Source organism: Leptolyngbya sp. NK1-12, from assembly GCF_032598965.1.
Lineage (GTDB): Bacteria > Cyanobacteriota > Cyanobacteriia > Elainellales > Elainellaceae > Elainella.
Genome location: NZ_CP053586.1, coordinates 2,059,572 through 2,077,492 on the forward strand (window position 1 = coordinate 2,059,572; position 17,921 = coordinate 2,077,492).

At 51.2% G+C, this 17,921-nt stretch carries 12 protein-coding genes; 9 read left to right on the forward strand and 3 right to left on the reverse strand.

Features of this window, described 5'->3' with window-relative positions; all coding sequences use genetic code 11:
* Nucleotides 1-438 precede the first annotated feature (438 nt).
* The 6 genes from rfbC to HJG54_RS08465 all read left to right on the forward strand — a co-directional run bounded on the left by rfbC (nt 439) and on the right by HJG54_RS08465 (nt 8,270).
* Nucleotides 439-984 (forward strand): dTDP-4-dehydrorhamnose 3,5-epimerase, encoded by a 546-nt coding sequence (rfbC, locus tag HJG54_RS08440; RefSeq protein ID WP_316434428.1) that lies wholly within the window; start codon nt 439-441, stop codon nt 982-984.
* Nucleotides 981-1,886 (forward strand): dTDP-4-dehydrorhamnose reductase, encoded by a 906-nt coding sequence (gene rfbD / locus HJG54_RS08445; protein ID WP_316434429.1) that lies wholly within the window; start codon nt 981-983, stop codon nt 1,884-1,886. The genes rfbC and rfbD overlap by 4 nt, the downstream gene beginning before the upstream one ends.
* A gap of 6 nt (nt 1,887-1,892) precedes the next feature.
* Entirely contained in the window at nt 1,893-2,966 is a 1,074-nt protein-coding gene (locus HJG54_RS08450) for a glucose-1-phosphate thymidylyltransferase (protein ID WP_036003670.1), read from the forward strand.
* 88 nt (nt 2,967-3,054) lie between these two features.
* Nucleotides 3,055-4,152, forward strand: a complete 1,098-nt coding sequence (gene rfbB, locus HJG54_RS08455; protein ID WP_316434430.1) for a dTDP-glucose 4,6-dehydratase — start codon at nt 3,055-3,057, stop codon at nt 4,150-4,152.
* A 186-nt stretch (nt 4,153-4,338) separates the two neighbouring features.
* Nucleotides 4,339-6,090, forward strand: coding sequence for a hypothetical protein (locus HJG54_RS08460; protein WP_316434431.1), 1,752 nt, complete (start codon nt 4,339-4,341; stop codon nt 6,088-6,090).
* 482 nt (nt 6,091-6,572) lie between these two features.
* Complete coding sequence (locus HJG54_RS08465) at nt 6,573-8,270, forward strand: carboxylesterase/lipase family protein (RefSeq protein ID WP_316434432.1); 1,698 nt, start codon at nt 6,573-6,575, stop codon at nt 8,268-8,270.
* A gap of 110 nt (nt 8,271-8,380) precedes the next feature.
* Here HJG54_RS08465 and HJG54_RS08470 read toward each other — a convergent pair whose 3' ends face one another.
* The gene (locus HJG54_RS08470) at nt 8,381-9,160 is read right to left on the reverse strand and encodes a DUF1186 domain-containing protein (protein ID WP_316434433.1); all 780 of its coding nucleotides are present in this window, start codon (nt 9,158-9,160) and stop codon (nt 8,381-8,383) included.
* Between the two features lie 278 nt (nt 9,161-9,438).
* Here HJG54_RS08470 and HJG54_RS08475 point away from each other — a divergent pair, with 278 nt between their 5' ends.
* Complete coding sequence (locus HJG54_RS08475; protein ID WP_316434434.1) at nt 9,439-11,019, forward strand: FkbM family methyltransferase; 1,581 nt, start codon at nt 9,439-9,441, stop codon at nt 11,017-11,019.
* Nucleotides 11,020-11,088: 69 nt separating this feature from the next.
* On the opposite strand, the gene HJG54_RS08480 is transcribed toward HJG54_RS08475, so the two are convergent.
* Complete coding sequence (locus HJG54_RS08480) at nt 11,089-13,323, reverse strand: tetratricopeptide repeat protein (RefSeq protein ID WP_316434435.1); 2,235 nt, start codon at nt 13,321-13,323, stop codon at nt 11,089-11,091.
* Nucleotides 13,324-13,618: 295 nt separating this feature from the next.
* Between HJG54_RS08480 and HJG54_RS08485 the strand changes: the two genes are divergently transcribed.
* Both HJG54_RS08485 and HJG54_RS08490 read left to right on the forward strand, forming a co-directional pair.
* Nucleotides 13,619-14,341, forward strand: a complete 723-nt coding sequence (locus HJG54_RS08485) for a DUF1003 domain-containing protein (protein WP_316434436.1) — start codon at nt 13,619-13,621, stop codon at nt 14,339-14,341.
* A 280-nt stretch (nt 14,342-14,621) separates the two neighbouring features.
* On the forward strand, nt 14,622-16,100 hold the full coding sequence (locus HJG54_RS08490) for an alpha-amylase (protein ID WP_316434437.1): 1,479 nt from the start codon (nt 14,622-14,624) through the stop codon (nt 16,098-16,100).
* A gap of 234 nt (nt 16,101-16,334) precedes the next feature.
* Here the strand turns inward: HJG54_RS08490 and HJG54_RS08495 are convergent, their stop codons facing one another.
* Entirely contained in the window at nt 16,335-17,870 is a 1,536-nt protein-coding gene (locus HJG54_RS08495) for a phytoene desaturase family protein (RefSeq protein ID WP_316434438.1), read from the reverse strand.
* Between the last annotated feature and the right edge of the window lie 51 nt (nt 17,871-17,921).

Here is a 17,921-nt window from a genome sequence, read left to right on the forward strand (position 1 = left end):
CTACAACAACCGCAAATCAATTATGAAGACTAGGCAAAGCGGTGATTGGTATTCCTGTAGAATCCCGGAGACATTCGCTAGGATATTCTGGGCTGAAATGGGCTAGAGGAACCAAAAGAATATTCAGAGAGATTAGAAAATCAAGGTTTGAGACTTCGCTTATTAGCTTTTATGTCTTAGCTTCTCAATGATTTCATACAGTCAATAGTCAGCCAGTAACGATCTAATCGAGAGTCAGCAACTAGAGTGATGACAACACCGATGAACGGAAATAGGATAAATTCCATCAAATACCTTTCGTCAATTCTTTTTTATCCGGTTTGAACACAATACAGCAACCGGACTAAAAACGCTAATCAACGCACTGCTAACCATCAATGGTATTGCAATTTACTCAGATCAGGGTTCCACATAGTTAACTCATCAGCGAGGGATTTGATGAAGATTATTCCAACTGAAATTTCTGACGTATTGATCATTGAACCTCGTGTTTTTGGCGACGAACGGGGGTTCTTCTTCGAGAGCTTCAACGAAAAAGGATTTCAGGAAAAAACCGGTCTGGATATTCGCTTCGTGCAAGATAATCACTCGTGTTCTGCTCAGCATGTCTTGCGCGGCTTACACTATCAGATTCAGCAAGCTCAAGGTAAGTTGGTGCGCGTCATCTCCGGAGCCATCTTTGATGTAGCTGTAGATATTCGCAAAGGGTCTCCCACCTTTGGGCAATGGGTGGGCTGCGAGCTGAGTGCCGAAAATAAAAAGCAAATTTGGATTCCCGCCGGATTCGCCCACGGATTTCTTTCCCTAACAGACCGCACCGAAGTGTTGTACAAAGCCACCGATTTCTATGCCCCAGCCCATGAACGCTGTATTGCCTGGAACGATCCAGATCTAGCGATTGCATGGCCCCTGACCGCAGAGCCGGTTGTATCGACCAAAGATCAGGCAGGTTTACCCTTTAGGAGCGCTGAGGTATTTGCATGACGCGAATTTTACTGATTGGGCAGGACGGACAAGTCGGGCAAGAGCTGTTGAAAACGCTGGCTCCCCTCGGCGACGTGATCGGAGTGGGACGACAACAGCTCGATTTGGCCCAGCCAGACCAAATTTCCCAGCTTCTCGAAGCCGCCCAGCCGCAGCTGATCGTCAATGCCGCTGCCTACACCGCCGTCGATAAAGCCGAATCCGAGCCGGAACTAGCCCATACCGTCAATGGCACAGCTGTCAAACAAATGGCCGAGACCGCTCAGCGCCTAGGCAGACCTCTGATTCACATCTCCACCGACTATGTGTTTGACGGCAGCAAGAATACGCCCTATCTCGAAACCGATGCCACCAATCCAATTAGCGTCTACGGCCAGTCCAAGTTAGCCGGAGAAACCGCCATCCTGCAAGTGCGGCAGCAGTACCCCGACTTTCGCTATCTGATTCTCAGAACCGCCTGGGTTTATGGTGCTCTCGGCAAGGGGAATTTCGTCAAAACCATGCTGCGGTTGGGGGCAGAGCGGCAGGAGGTGCGGGTCGTGGCCGATCAGGTTGGAACTCCCACTTGGGCTGCCGATATTGCCAAGGCAATCACGGCCTTCTCACCACGATTGTTAGACCCAGCCCTTGACCTCAGCGGCATCTATCACTTCACCAACAGCGGCGTCACAAGCTGGTACGATTTTGCCCTTGCCATCTTCGAGGAAGCCAAATCCCTCGGTGTGTCGCTTCAGATTCAGCGCGTGGTGCCGATTACCACCCCAGAGTACCCCACTCCGGCCCAGCGTCCGGCCTATTCGGTGTTAGCCAATCAAAAGATTCAGTCCGTTCTCCAGTCCCCGGCCCCCCAATGGCGACAAAGCCTCCGGCAAATGCTCAGCGAACTCTACCTCAGCAATTAGTCCTCTATGAAAGCAATTATTCTCTCTGGCGGTAAAGGCACTCGTTTGCGTCCTCTCACCTACACAGGCGCGAAACAGCTCGTTCCTGTAGCCAACAAACCCATCCTCTGGTACGGCATCGAGTCGATTGTGGCGGCAGGCATCACTGAGATTGGCATCATCATCAGTCCGGAGACCGGCGAAGAAGTCAAGGCCAAAACTGGTAACGGAGAACGGTTTGGAGCCAAGATCACCTACATTCTGCAAGACAAACCGGCAGGACTGGCCCACGCCGTGAAAGTCGCCCAGCCGTTTTTGCAAGATTCCCCCTTTGTGATGTACCTAGGCGACAACTTGGTGCAGAGCGATCTGGGCTTGTTTTTAGAGCAGTTTCGGGCCGCAAATCTGGATGCGCTCACTCTCCTCTGTCCGGTCTCCAATCCCAGCGCCTTCGGGGTTGCCAAAGTAGACGAGCAGGGGCGGCTGCTACAACTGATCGAAAAACCCAAAAATCCGCCTTCCAACCTGGCATTAGTCGGCATTTATATTTTCTCGAACATTATTCACAGTGCCATTGCTTCGATTCAGCCGTCAGCGCGAGGAGAGTTGGAAATCACCGACGCCATCCAAGCGCTGATCGATCAGCAAAAGGCCGTAGAAGCACGGCAAATTCGCGGCTGGTGGCTCGATACTGGGAAGAAAGACGACCTGCTGGAAGCCAATCGGGTGATTTTGGACACCTGTTTGCAGTCCGAAGTGCTGGGTGAGATCGACGAAAAGAGCCAAGTTATCGGACGGGTGCAGGTTGGCCCCGGTTCTAAAGTGATTAACTGCACAATTCGCGGTCCGGTGACAATCGGCAGCAACTGTCATCTAGAAAATTGCTTTATTGGCCCCTACAGCAGCGTTGCGGATCAGGTGACGCTGATCGATGCCGACTTGGAGCACAGTGTAATTTTGCAAGGCGCGAAGGTCGAGGGCATTCACCACCGAATTGTTGATAGCGTGATTGGTCAGCGTGCCCATCTCAAGGAAGCCCCACGCCGTCCCAAAGCTTTGCGATTCATGATTGGCGATGATTGCCAGATCGAGCTGAACTAACCTGAGATTCACCGAGACTGGGTTCCTTGACATTGCTACTAGCTATTTCTACTAACACTGCCAAACACCACTGAAACGACTGAAACCTATGGCTTTTGAAGAAACGCTAACAAGAACTCCCCGGAAGCTGATTGTGACTGGAGGCGCAGGCTTTATTGGCTCCAATTTTGTCCACCACTGGTGCCAGACCTATCCCGGCGATCGAGTCGTGGTGCTGGATGCCCTCACCTATGCCGGCAACCGCAGTAATTTAGCCGGATTAGAAGGCAAAGCTAACTTGCGGTTTGTGGAAGGCGATATTTGCAACCGTTCCTTAGTGGATAATTTGCTTGTAGAAGAAGACATTGACACAATTGTTCACTTTGCTGCTGAGTCTCACGTAGACCGCTCAATTTTAGGACCAGGTGCCTTTGTGCAAACCAATGTCGTCGGCACCTTCACCCTTTTGGAAGCCTTTCGGCAACATTGGCTCAGTGCCGGACAGCCCAGTTACTACCGCTTCCACCATGTTTCAACCGATGAAGTCTACGGTAGCCTCGACCCAACCGATCCGGGCTTCAGCGAAACCACTCCCTATGCGCCCAACAGCCCCTATTCGGCCTCCAAGGCAGGCAGCGATCATCTGGTGCGGGCATACCATCACACCTACGGTTTGCCAACGCTAATCACCAACTGTTCCAACAACTACGGCCCCTACCACTTCCCCGAAAAGCTGATTCCCCTTATGTGTATCAACATTCTGATGGGGAAACCGCTGCCCGTCTATGGGGATGGTCAAAATGTGCGGGACTGGCTGTATGTCGGCGATCATTGCAGTGCTATCGATACGGTAATCCATAAAGCCAAGCCTGGAGAAACCTATAATATCGGTGGTAATAACGAAGTTAAGAACATTGATTTGGTGCATATGCTCTGTGAGTTAATGAACGAGCTAGCCCCCGATCTACCCGTTCGCCCAGCTCAGAATCTGATCACCTTTGTCAAAGATCGCCCTGGCCATGACCGCCGCTATGCCATCGACGCGACCAAAATTCGCACCGAACTGGAATGGACACCAGCCGAAACGCTTGAAACCGGGCTGCGGCGAACCGTTGAGTGGTTCTTGAATCATCAAGGCTGGTGGCAGCCGTTGCTCTCGGAGGAATACCAGGCTTATTATCGCCAGGTATACGCTGAGAGTAAATAAAACAGGTGTTTTATATCATCAATCCCAATGCGATGAGCGGCACCTCTGACAGCATCAAATTAACTTAACTAAGAACTGCTTTAATCATCAGAAAATAGGGCGCGACAAAATAGCCGTTCTATCTAATTGGTTCAAGAGGCAATATACCAGTAGCTTATTAGTAAATCCTGAACATGGAGGGTGAGCATGAACTTCAGGCAGAAGCGATTTGAGCTTAAGAAGGTTGTTTCTCGACCGATTGGTTGGGTGGCGCTATTTATGTTGGTTTTGTCTCTAGTGTTCGCCTGTTCCTCCCCAACAACTTCCGCTAGCTCCTCTGAGGTTTATGACTCCTCGCTGCAGTATGCGGCCACCGATCGGTTAGGGATAGGCACTAACCTGGGTGGCATTGCTGATTGGTCAACCGAAATGCCCTTCATTGATGCATTTAAATCAGCCCGCACCTGGATTACGCAATGCCAGCCCAACACTCCTTGTAGTGATAGCTGGGACACAAACGAATACGACAAGCTCGATCTCGATGAACATGGTTGGGTGAAAAGCTTGCCCAAGCCTGAAGATCCGCCAGAGTATAGCCAGGTTGCCACCCTGCTCCTACACGAAGTTGATCGCTATCCGGGTGGAAAATATGTCGTGCTCTATGAAGGCGAAGGCACGATTGAATATAAATATGATGCCCGGAAAGACGAAGCCGCCTCAAGACCCGGACGAGATGTGATTGATGTGACACCTTCTTCGCAGGGAATTTTATTGGTAGTCACTGCCACCGATCCCAACAAAACTGGTAACTATATTCGAAATATCCACGTTGTTCCCATCGAGTACGAAACCAGCTTTAAAGATGAAATTTTCAATCCGCTGTTTCTGGAACGTATCAAGAAATTTGGTGCAGTTCGCTTCATGGATTGGATGGTAACTACCAATTCTAAGCAACGTGAATGGAAGGATCGACCCCAGGTAGAGGATGCTATCTATTCCCCTGAAGGTGCCCCGATTGAGATCATGATTGAGTTAGCCAATCGGCTGCGGGTTCATCCCTGGTTCAACATGCCGCACCAAGCTACCGATGAGTATATGCGGAATTTCGCCCGACTGGTCAAAGAACGCCTCGATCCAAACCTTAAAGTCTATGTTGAATTTTCCAACGAAGTTTGGAACTGGATGTTTAGTCAGGCCACCTATGCGCTAGAGCAGGGCAAAGCGCGGTGGGGCGAGGATAAAGGTGATGCCTTCATGCAATGGTACGGGATGCGCACGGCTCAAATGGCCGACATCTGGAAGGAAACCTTTGGCGACCAGCGCGATCGGGTAATTGCGGTGATGGGCACCCAGACCGCATGGCTGGGCCTCGAAAATAGCGCCCTAGACTGCTCGCTCTGGGTAGCCGAAGGCAATAAACCCTGCTATCAGCACAACATCGATGCCTATGCCATCACCGGCTACTTTGACGGCAGCCTCACCTCCGACCAACACCAAAAAACTGTGGAATCTTGGCTAGAAACAAGCGATGGCGGCGTCAGCCAAGCCCTAACCCAACTCAAGCAGGGCGGCATCCTCAAGAACCCGCAAAATCCGCAGGAGACCCAACCAGACGGAGTGTTGGCAACGATTGAGCTGTTCAAATACCATCAACAGGTGGCTCAGCAGAAAGGCTTACAGTTGATTGTTTACGAAGGCGGCCAGCATCTGGTGAATTCTAACAGCGAAAAGCTGACCCAATTTTTCATCGAGCTGAATCGGCGTCCGGAAATGTATGACCTCTACACCACGGTGCTAGACGCCTGGAAACAAACCGGCGGCGGTATGTTCATGAACTATACAGATATTACCAAGCCTAGCAAATGGGGCAGTTGGGGCGTACTAGAGCACGTGGACCAAGAACATTCACCCCGCTATGATGCGTTGATTGATTTTATTGACAAGAATGGCTTGAGGTAGGAGTCAGAAGTTATTCTGTAGATATCGTGCTTACACCACAATGGAAAACAGAGTGAGACTAATAAGTAGAACAACATAATTAAACATGAAACCTAAAGGAGGTGTTGTTGCCGCCCTTCGGGCGGCAACAACACCCTGATCTTGGTTTTGATTAAGTTGAATTACTTAGCCTCAAACTGAGCCATCGCATTCCACTAGTTTTGACAAAATCGCTATCGCTAGAGCGCACGGGGTCACGGTAGATCTTTCGTGCCGCAATGCGTTTCCCTCAGCAGCGCTCAACGGTGTCATCGATGCCCATGGCTACGTCGAGCTTAGAAGAAACTTAAATTGAGAAACTATGAGATGATTCTGAGGTGAAATAGTGATGGGGTGAATCTCAACAGGACAACCTGTTTTTTGGGATTGGGCAGTGTGTCAAAGCAAACTCAGCCAGAAAAAGGATTTCCTAGTTCGCCTCAGCAGTATGAAGAGGGAAATGCATGAAGATCTGGCTATCAAGAATAGCAACGGTGACGTTGACAACTATTTTACTCAGTTTCAATGGCTACGGCAAAGCTGAGAGTAGCGATCAGATGGTAACGATTGATACGGGTACACTTAAGGGGACGGTAACCAACAATGTGCTCTCTTTCAAGGGGATTCCCTATGCAGCACCACCCGTAGGTAATCTGCGTTGGCGAGCGCCCCAGCTGGTTCAACCCTGGTCTGGTGTACGCCCAGCTACCGAATATGGGCATGACTGCATCCAACTACCGCTTCCCGGCGATGCAGCCGCTAGCGGTGGCCCCATGTCGGAAGACTGTCTGGTGCTGAATGTTTGGCGACCTGTTGCGATTGAACCGGATCAAAAACTGCCGGTTCTGGTCTGGATTCATGGCGGTGGTTTTCTCAACGGTAGCTCGGCTGCCCCCATCTATGATGGCAGCGCCTTTGCTCAGCAGGGGCTAGTGGTCGTCAGCTTCAACTACCGCTTAGGGCGTTTAGGGTTCTTTGCTCATCCAGCTCTCACCGCAGCAAACGAAGGGTCTCTCGGGAACTACGGCTTGCTGGATCAGTTGGCGGCTCTGCGATGGGTGCAGCGCAATGTGGCCGCCTTTGGTGGCGATCCGAGCCAAGTCACGATCATGGGGGAATCGGCAGGCGGGATTTCAGTAATGCACCACCTAACTTCGCCACAGTCGCAGGGGCTATTTCACCGAGCGATTGTGTTGTCGGGCGGCGGGCGTACCTATCTGGTAGGTTTGCGCAAGCTGAGTCAAAGCACTCCAGAATTGCCGTCTGCGGAGGAAAGCGGCCTTGAGTTTGCTAGAAGCGTTGGGGTTACTGGCACCGGACCCGAGGCATTGGCAGCATTGCGTGCCCTACCCGCCGAACAGGTGAATGGTGATATGAATATGGGCGCGTTACTGTCGAAACCACCGACCTATGCCGGCGGCCCCATCTTCGATGGTGACCTGATCACAACAACCCCAGGAGAAATTTTACAGCGAGGCGAAGGGGCAGACGTCCCCGTCCTGATTGGCACCACTAGCGCCGATCTGCCCGTCACCTTCCCGCCCCTAGAAAACCCGTTTTCCTACTTTGGGCCAGAGGCAGCACAGGCCATCGCTGCCTACAATCCCGATGGTACCTTGCCTCCAGAGGTGATCATTCCGACCATTGCCGTTGATATCACCATGCATGAACCGGCCCGCTTCGTAGCCCGACAGGTGACAGCAGCCGGCAATTCGGCTTGGCTCTATCGGTTTGGCTATGTGGCGGAATCTCTGCGTCCAGAGCAGCTCGGTGCCGAACATGCCAGCGAACAACCCTATTTGTTTAGTACGCTGGACGCTCGCTATGGTGAGGCCGTCACCGAGAACGATCGGGAAATGGCGCGGCTGTTTCACACCTACTTCGCCAATTTTGCCAAGTCCGGCAACCCCAATGGCGCAGGCTTACCTCCCTGGCCCCAGTACGACTCTACCAAACCCGATCTGATGCTGTTCACCCTCGATGCCAATGCCGTGATCCAACCCGATCCCTGGACCGAACGCTTAGATTTAGTTGAACGAGCCGCAGATGCTCAAAGCTCCCCGCCTAATGCTGTCCGTGACCTAGGCGGCACATCCTGGCAACTCGTGCAGTTCCAGAGCGGCGATATATTGTTTGGGAGAGATAGGCTTGGTTCTAGTTGATCTGCTCAACTGTCAAAAGACATGCTCACGTTTTGGGAACGGGCACTGACCGATGCCGCCCAAGCTGAAGGCTGAACCATGAGCCGCTACTGGACTAACTTTACCAAGAACTATCTAGCTTTCTTTTTCTGCAGCTTAGATGTTCCTGTCCCAAATCCTTTAGTGGATGCTGGAGGCAGCTTCGACGCCTTTGACCGTAGCCGTTCTGCATCAACATGATGACGCCGCTCGTAAGCCTCTGCCCGTGAGATCAGGCCCAGGTCTCGCTGCACATCAATCCAATCTCCACAGATAGAAACATCAACCCATTTGGCTGCATAGGCCCGCTCAATTTGGGGAGCTGTATCTTGAGCCTGCAAATCTATCAGGCAAGAGATGATCATCCCGTTGAATTCTCGGCTGTTTTTAGAAAACTGCTCAAGCCGCTCTACCAAAGCCACGATGCAGTCTTGCCGCACCTCTGGGTGAGCCTTACCCAACTTAACCAGGATATTCGCAGCTGTCCAGCGGCAATAGAAAGCATTCTCAGGGTTTGCCAGAAAGTCCTTGACCGGGGCAAGTACTGCCGGACCAATCAGCGCAAAAACCGCAGGCATCTCTTCTCTAAACCAGTCGCTGTCCTCCATTTGATTAAAGACAGACAGCAAGGGGTCGATGGCCGCCTCTGCCTTGAGTTGCCCCAGAGCGCGCCAAGCATGAACCGGAGCCCAAACCTCCAGGCTTTCTGAATTGGCCCAGTTGAGGTCTTGGTCGATTGCCATCTGAATTAGCTCAGGAATATGGTCAGCAGTCAAACCGAAGACTTCGGCATAGTCAGCCCACTTATTGCGCAAGCGCAGGTGTTTTTCTCCAAGCTGGAGCAGGGCGTCAACGAGAGGAGAATAGGTCACAGTTGAAATAGCTTGGCAAGATAGCTTTGCATTATAAATGCTAGCCCTAAGCAATCACAAAACACCCACATTTTGCCCTATAAAGCTGGAGGTGCGGCTCTAGTTGCTCAACCAGTCCCAAGCGACTCTAATCCGAGAGATAGACTTTTCCGTCATACTTCCGCTTAGCTCCACGTGGCCTTTGCGCTCCAGCGTAGAGCGCGCAGAGAGATAAATCTGTCTACTTGGGCACGTTAATAGGGCATGATTAATAGCTGGCACTGATAGCCGTAGTTCCTATGACAAGCGCCCCCTCCCCTCCCACCGCTCTGTACTGGCAGTACCTGAGTGGATTTTACCCCAACCTACCGCCAGAGGTTCTAGCCTCATTCACCACCTGCTGGGAACAAACCGTTTGGGATGATCCGCAAACTCCACTCGACTGCAACAATCTAGCTGTGATTGCCCTGATTGAAGCTGAGCAAGCTGAAGGAGACCTGAGGGCAATGGGGTTGGAAATGGCGCTGGCGGCGTTGATGCAGGGCGTTGAGATGGAACCTGGTCATCCGCTGTGTGTAGCGCATTTGGCTCTAGTGCGCAGTTTGATTGGGGAATCAGAAGCCGCATTTCAAACCGCATTTCCGGCCCTGATCGATCTGCTGCAATTTGCCTACACGGGTGAGGTATTTCCGCTGGGGCTGATCTACTGGCCACAAGGCGATTATCATCTGCTGGCCGACCCAACAACAATTGAGTCCATCTTCGCAGCGGCAACAGGGGCAGATCAGGCCATGCGGCTCTTAGCAGCCGTGCTTTGCCATTGTCAGCTCGTGTTCTATGGGGTGAGCGGCAAGCGGTTTTTGCAGCTGGCGGCCCAACTTATGCCCAACTCAGCCCGATTCAACCTGATGCTGGGATTAGCCCACCTGATGCAGCAGCAGTGGGAAGGGTTGCTCTACCTGCATCAAGCTCGCACCATTGCTCCTGAATTTGCTCCTGCGGTTCAGGCGCTCTATTTGGCCTACCGCCCCCTGCAACCAGAAGTAGCCGACTTTTGGCTACACCATGCACGGGAATTAGCCGAGGCACAACCTCAGTCGCTCGACTGGCGCTGGACCAGTCTCGATGCAAACAGTACCTTCACTTACCTGCCGTTTGAGCGCACGCTGTTAATGGCCGTAGAGCCGAATTTGCGCAGCATCGTCACCAGCGTTTTGTTAGCCGAAGCAGACTGGTTTGAGGCAGAAATGGAGTTTTGGCGCGAGCAGCTCCAGCCAGGGATGGTTGTGATCGATGTCGGAGCAAATGTTGGCGTATACACGTTCAGTGCTGCCCAGAAAGTGGGTTCCAATGGGCGCGTGTTAGCTGTAGAGCCGTTTTCTGGCTGCATTCGCTGTTTGCAGGAAACGCAGCGGCTAAACCAACTAGATTGGGTGACTGTTTGTGCCGGAGCCGCCAGCGATCATCACGGTACCTCCTATTTGGCTCTGCAAGCGGCCAGCGAACTGAATGAAGTTATTAGCGAAATTGATCCTACCCTGGGCGAAGCATTTGAAGCCATCACCTGCTTTCCTCTCGATAGCCTGATCGACTCCGAAGGAATTAATCGCTTGGATTGGCTAAAAATTGATGCGGAAGGCCATGAGATGCAGGTGTTAGCCGGCAGTGATCGCCTCTTAACCGAATTCGCTCCCGGCATTATTTACGAAAATATCGCTGGAGACAAGGGCAGCAACACCGAGGTTGCCGCTTATCTTCAGATCAAAGGTTATCGACTGTTTCGCTATCAACCCTATTTAAAAAATTTGATGCCAATTGAATCGCTAGAGCAATTACAAGGCAGTCTCAATATCATTGCGCTACCCAATCAATCCGGCTAATATCAAGTCGGATGAAACATCCGCACTATCGTAAGGGCGAAACATTTGCAAAATAAATCCAAGGCATAGCTACAGAGCTTCTGACGCAAATGCTTCGCCCCTACGCTGCCACATCTGCTCATAGGCGGCTTCCAGGTCACACGTAAACTGTTTGGCGTTCCAGAGGGGGGCTGTTTGGCGAGATTGCCGCAACTTCCAGGCAATGTTCTGCCGCAGGGCTACATCCGTACCCAAGCGAATTCCCCATTCAATATACTCCGCATCTGTCCAGGCGATTCCCTCAGTAATACCCGCATTCATCATCATGCCGTAGCTGTTGCGAGCTGCAAACTGCTGACCCACTTTGGTGACAATCGGAATGCCCATCCAGAGGGTTTCGAGCGTGGTGGTGGCCCCGTTATAGGGAAAGGTATCCAGCACCACATCAGCAATGCCCAAATTAGCGCGGTGGATTTCTTCGATGGGCACATGGGGCAAAAACCGCAGTCGATTGGCTGCAACCCCCGCTTCCTCAGCTATTTGCTCAAAGATAGCTTGTGTATTTTGCAGATTACCCAAGCCTTTGATTAAAAAATAGCTGTTCGGAACCTGGCTCAGGATCTGCATTTGCAAGCGAATGGTTTCGGGATGGCGTTTGACAATGAACTGGGAGCTAAAATAAACCACAGCATCAGCAGGAATATCCAGATCTTGGCGTCGCAATGTTGGCACTTCAACCTCAAAGCCATCCACCGCAATATAGGTTTGGGGTAATCGCCAGATTTGCTCACTGTAATAGTCTTGGGCATGGTCAGGCAGTACATAGGGGTCGGCTAGAAAATAGTCGATAGTGGGCAAGCCAGAGGCATCTAAGCCGAGCCAAGTCACCTGGATGGGGGCAGGTTTCAACGCCATCACCGCCATCGTCTGGTCGAACGTGAGGCTATCTAGATCAACCAAAATATCGATTTCATCAGCGCGAATCGTTTTAGCCGCTGTCATCTCATCGCTTGTCAAACAGCGCCACTGGTCGGAAGCATCCGCAAACCACTGGCCCGTAAAACCGCTGGCCTCGGTTTGCTGGTTGAAGTAGGTGTAGATCTCAAACCGTTCCCGATCGTGATGCCGAAAGATCCAGCGCGACAGCCAGCCTACCGAGTGGCGACGCAAACAGTTGGAGATGTAGCCAATCCGAAGCTTTTGGCGCTCGGTTCGGATCAGGGGCACCCGCGGATAGGGGCGATAGTCAGGCAGATGTTTCTCAACATAGGCATCGACCAACTGCTGACACGATCGCATGACTTGATTTTGCAGGCGGCGCACAGTCTGGGGATCATCCTGGAAATAGGGGTAAAAGAACAGACAAACGCTCAACAGCACCGATTCTGGCGTTTGATCCGGATCGATTTCGGGTTGCTCCAGCCACGTATGGAGTAAGGCCGTCTGCTGATCGAGCGCTGCTTTTGTCTCTGCCCATGCAGCTCCGGCAAACAGTAGCCCCCGCAGTAACAAGGCTTGGCTGATCAGCTTGTCTCGCAGTGTGGTCGAAACCCTAGACGCCTGTTGGGCAAACTCGATGCCCTGTTCGTATGCTGCTGCAAACTGAGCAATGGTAGCCAGTCGCCACAGAGGGTTGGGTCGATGCGGATCTAATTGCAGACAAAGCTCGGCATAGCGACGGGACAGAACCAGATCGGCAAACAAGGTAAATAACTGATGGGAGGTGGTCAGTAGCCGATCGCTTAACTCCTGGATTTGAGCTGTGGTCTGGGCCTGCGCCAAACTGGCAACGACCAATTCCCACACCTGCGGATGGTCTGGAAACTGGCCAAGGATTGGCTGAAGCACAGCTAACAGCAAATCAAAATCAACCTGAGATGCCTGAAGTTGAGCAACCAGTTCCAGATCAGCAATGCGTTCAGGGGTAAATTGTCCGGCCTGCAACAGTTGCCGCAGCAAGTGTAGTGAATGATTGGCCTGGTGGGGAGCCAACTCGCGAATGTGTTGCCGTAGTGCCCAAGCAACGGTAGGGCGGTCAAATTTTTCCTGCTGGTGGGCTGCTTGCAGAAGTATTTCGACTAGTTCGCAGATCCATGCTGCCTGCTGCTCTGGAGTTTCTGCCTCGGCTATCACCAGCGACCAGGTCAGCTGGGCTTCAGCCTCTTGTCCATCGAGCAGATAGGCTAGCCCCAACTGCCAGTACAGAGACGGTTGACCCGGATACAGTTCGATTAGCTGCTCATAGCAGGCCGCAGCCTGAGCGTACTGTTGTTGCGATAAATAGCTTTCTGCTTGTAACTGGAGTGGAAGATCGGAAGGAAGCATTTGTCACTTAATTCAGCCATCAGCTCGTTTGACCCAATTGAAATCAAGTATGCCCTGAAAGGGAAATCAAGAGTACTTTGACCCAGATCTTGCGCAAGGATCCAGATCTTGCACCAACCTGAGTCAAGCTAGCATCTCAATTTCTATCGCCAGAGTCATGATTTAATGCAGTTCTCGCTGGTATAGTTTAGAGCTGAATTAAAGTAGTTAGAGAGTTGAATAGTAGATACTAAATCAGAGGTAGGTTAGCGATTACAGTTAGTGTACCGTTAGTAATAACATAAAACTTTTCAACATGAATAACAAACAGACCAATAAAACCAAGCCAGATCATATTTCATCAAACGATACTGAGCCACAGGCCAAATCAGATCGTAAGCGGATTCTAACGGCTCCTCTCCCTGATCCAGTCACTAAAAATATTGAAGCTATTATTGCGCTACATACTCAAGAAGCGAGAGAGATTCCGACGCATGAGCGAATTCTGGAAAATATTGCTACCTTCTTTGGAAAACCGATCTTTTTGTACAGTCTATTGTTGGCTCTGGCTATTTGGGTACTAGACACGGTTTTTGAGCAGGCCCTCCCACTGGACTTACCACCCTTTACCTGGGCAGGGCACGGACTAGACGCAGCAGCCTTGCTGATTTCAACCGGAGTGCTAGTGCGGCAAACTCGGCAGGAAAACTTTGCTGAACAGCGTACCCAACTGATGCTACAGATGAACCTGCTTTCGGAACAAAAGATTGCCAAAATTATTTCGCTTCTAGAAGAGCTGCGGGCCGATCTCCCTGATGTTGCCGACCGCTATGATCCAGAAGCTGAAGTAATGCAGGAAGCGGCTGATCCGATTGCCGTTCTAAACGCCCTACAAGAAAACTTAGCGCGAGAACTCACACCAGATGGCTCGACTGAATCTGAATCTGAATCTGAATCTGAAGCACCAAAACTAGGAGAGCTTGAGTTAGATGGGATTGATCCTGTTGATCAGCGTGGGCATGCAGAAGAAGCCATCTAGCAATTCTTCCTCTCATCAAACCTTTAATGTTGTGCATTATACAGTCAAGATATGTCCAGCTATACCAAGCTGTAGAACGATTTAAATTGGAGCTGTAGTGAATTGTCTTGAAAAGCAGCTCGATTAGGTTTTCAGCAGCAAATCGATAGAGCCTAGCCATTTGTCCTCTGTCTTTAGAAGGAGATTGGCTCTGTAGCAGGATAGATGCTCCTGACGACTTATTTCCCGTATTATCACAATCGCAAGTAACAACTTCTACTTTACTCTGGAGTAAGCGAATATGTCCGAAACGAATGGCGTGATGATGCAGTACTTTCACTGGTACTGTCCTGACGATGGTAGCTTGTGGAATCAGCTCGCTGAATCTGCGGAAGAATTAGCAAAAGTTGGGGTTACGTCAGTGTGGTTACCGCCAGCCTACAAAGGCACCGGCGGCGGCAGTGATGTAGGCTATGGTGTCTATGACCTGTTTGACCTGGGCGAATTTGACCAGAAAGGCTCGGTGCGCACCAAATACGGTACTAAAGAAGAGTATTTGCGAGCTATTAAAGCCGCTCAAAAGGCTGGGATTCGCGTCTATGCCGATGTGGTTTTTAACCACAAATTAGGAGCAGATGCGCAGGAAGAAGCTGAGGCCACACCATTCCATCCAGAGAACCGCAACGAAACGATTGGGGAGTACCAAACGATCAAAGCCTGGACTCATTTTACTTTTCCAGGTCGCCAAGGCAAATACTCTACAATGGAATGGCACTGGTGGCATTTTGATGCTATTGACTACAACGTTTACAACGAGTCGGAGAACGCCATTTACTTATTAAAAGGGAAAGACTTTGATAATAACGTTGACCTGGAAAAAGGTAACTTTGATTATCTAATGGGTTGCGATCTGGACATGGATCACCCTGAGGTTTGCGCCGAGCTGAAATACTGGGGTGAATGGTATGTTGATACAACCGGCGTGGATGGGTTCCGATTCGATGCGGTCAAACATGTAGCGGCTGATTTTTTCCGGGAATGGCTGGATCACGTCAGTGACTATGCTAAGCGCGATCTGTTTGCCGTAGGCGAGTACTGGTCCTACGATGTGGAAGCCCTGCACAGCTTCATCGAAACCACCAAAGGCAGGGTGACGCTATTTGACGCCCCACTCCACTACAATTTTCACGTTGCTAGTCAATCGGGCAATGACTACGATATGCGTCAGATTTTCGACAATACGCTGGTACAACAGCAGCCCGCTCTGGCCGTAACGCTGGTAGATAACCACGACTCTCAACCCCTCCAATCACTGGAATCGGTGGTAGAACCCTGGTTTAAACCATTGGCCTATGCTTTGATTCTGTTACGCCGCGAAGGGTATCCCTGCGTCTTTTATCCCGATTACTACGGTGCCCACTACAAAGATATTGGCAATGATGGCAACGAGCATGAGGTTTGGTTAGATCAGCACCAGTTCCTGCTTGACAAGATGCTACACGCTCGCCAGACCTACGCCTACGGCGATCAATACGACTATTTCGACCACGCTAACTGTATTGGCTGGACGCGGTTAGGTACTGAAGCGCATCCCGGCGGCTTGGCTGTGGTGCTGAGCAACGGCGACGCAGGCAGTAAATACATGGAAGTCGGCCAACCCAACCGCACCTACATCGACATCACCGAACATATCGAAGAACCGATCACAACAAACGAAGAAGGCTGGGCTGAATTTCTCTGCCCTCCTGGTTCAGTCTCGATCTGGGTGCCGCAATCCTAGTAGATGCTGCATTCAGAGCAGGGAAGCAGGAAAGTAGGGAAGTAGAGGCGTTGCTGAATCGGCAAATGATGCCCTGCTCACGTTCCTGAGCGAGATGCTCACACTGTCCGGATCGTTGCCTAATAGTGCGAGCATCTTGCGGTTTCATATCGCCATTCAGTAATTCCAAAATAGATTAGGTAAAGGAGCGCCAGATGACACGCTCCTCCCCCTTCTCTACCTTCCCCATATCCCCTATCTTCCTACTCCAATCCGCTTCAACATCGCCAGATGCTTCTCCACCGGAGCAATCGTATTGGCAACAATCATGCCGCTCGCTGCAACTGCAGGTAAACCGATACCAGGAAAGGTAGAGTCACCGCAGCAATAGAATCCAGCTAGAGGTGTTGCGCCGGTCGGGAAAAAGCTTTTAGCTGCCGAAATGGCTGGGCCGTAAGAACCCCGATGGCGACGTAAAAAGCGTTCATGGGTCAAAGGTGTTCCTACCAGCTTCACTTCACAGCGCGACCGAATATCTGGAACAATCCGCTCTAGTGCTTGCCACATCACCTCAGCTCGCTGTTGCTTTTGTTCAGCATAGGCAACGCTGCGCCGATCCAATGTTTGCCACAAATCATAGGGTTCGTTACCAGGAGTGTAGACATGAATCACATGTTTACCAGATGGAGCCAGGGATGGATCGAGAATTGACGGAATCGAGACCAGCACCACATTCTGAGGAGCCGTAATGCCTTGGCTCCAGTCATTCACTACAATGTAGTGACAAGCCAAATCAGGCAGCCCTGCTGCATCAATGCCCAAATGCAGATGCATAAAGCTATCGCAATCAGGTGTAGCTTGGCGTTGGCGACGAAACGAGTCAGGAATGGCTTCGGCTGGTATCAGCTTCAGAGTATCCCAAACAGAGACATTAGAAACTACCGCTTGCCGTGCCCGCAAAATTTCCCCATTGCGCAACTTTACTCCAAGCGCACGTTGACGTTCAACTACAATTTGCTCTACATGGGCATTCAGCAACAGGGTGCCACCATGCCGCTTTAATCCCCGCACTAGAGCATTCACCAATCCCGCACTTCCACCCACCGGATAATCTAATGCAACCTGGGGACGGTACCAGTCAGCAAACATGAACGCTACCTCTGCAGCACTGGTGTCACTCGCCGGCAAACCAGAAAGCAAAAAGCAAAGTAGATTTAGCCAATTTAAGATAAACGGATCAGTGATTTTGTTGTCTATGATTTTAGTAAAGGCTCCGGTTAATTTCGTCATCTGCGGCGCATAACGAACTAGAGCTGGAGCAAACTGCCCTATGGTGCGGACGGCCTGCCAATCCCAGCGGAGAGCGGCAGGTGGAAGGGCAATGGCTGCAGCTTGGAGTGGTTCCATGATCTGCTGCAAATTTCGCCATTCGCTCACAGCCTGCCCGCCTCGCAGTCGCTGTAAAACGTCACAGAACTGATCGGCTCCTACAGAGGTGTCAAAATCTCCTTCGGGTAACCGGCAGCCCCAGGTCTCATAGGTAAGACAGGGCACTTCTTCTCCAATGGCGTCTAACACCTGCCGCAGCGGATTAGGAGACGGACTGGACAATCCAGAATAGAGCGACGGCCCCGAGTCAAACTTAAAGCCATTCCGTTCGAAGCCGTGGGCTGCACCGCCTGCAATCGAATGGCTTTCACACACGGTAACTTGGAAGCCATACTGAGCCAACAGAGCCGCACAGCTCAAGCCACCAATGCCGCTACCAATTACAATCACATCTGTTTGCATCGTTCCTGCCTAACCCTGCACTGAATGGGTTATAGCATGGTTGAGGACTAG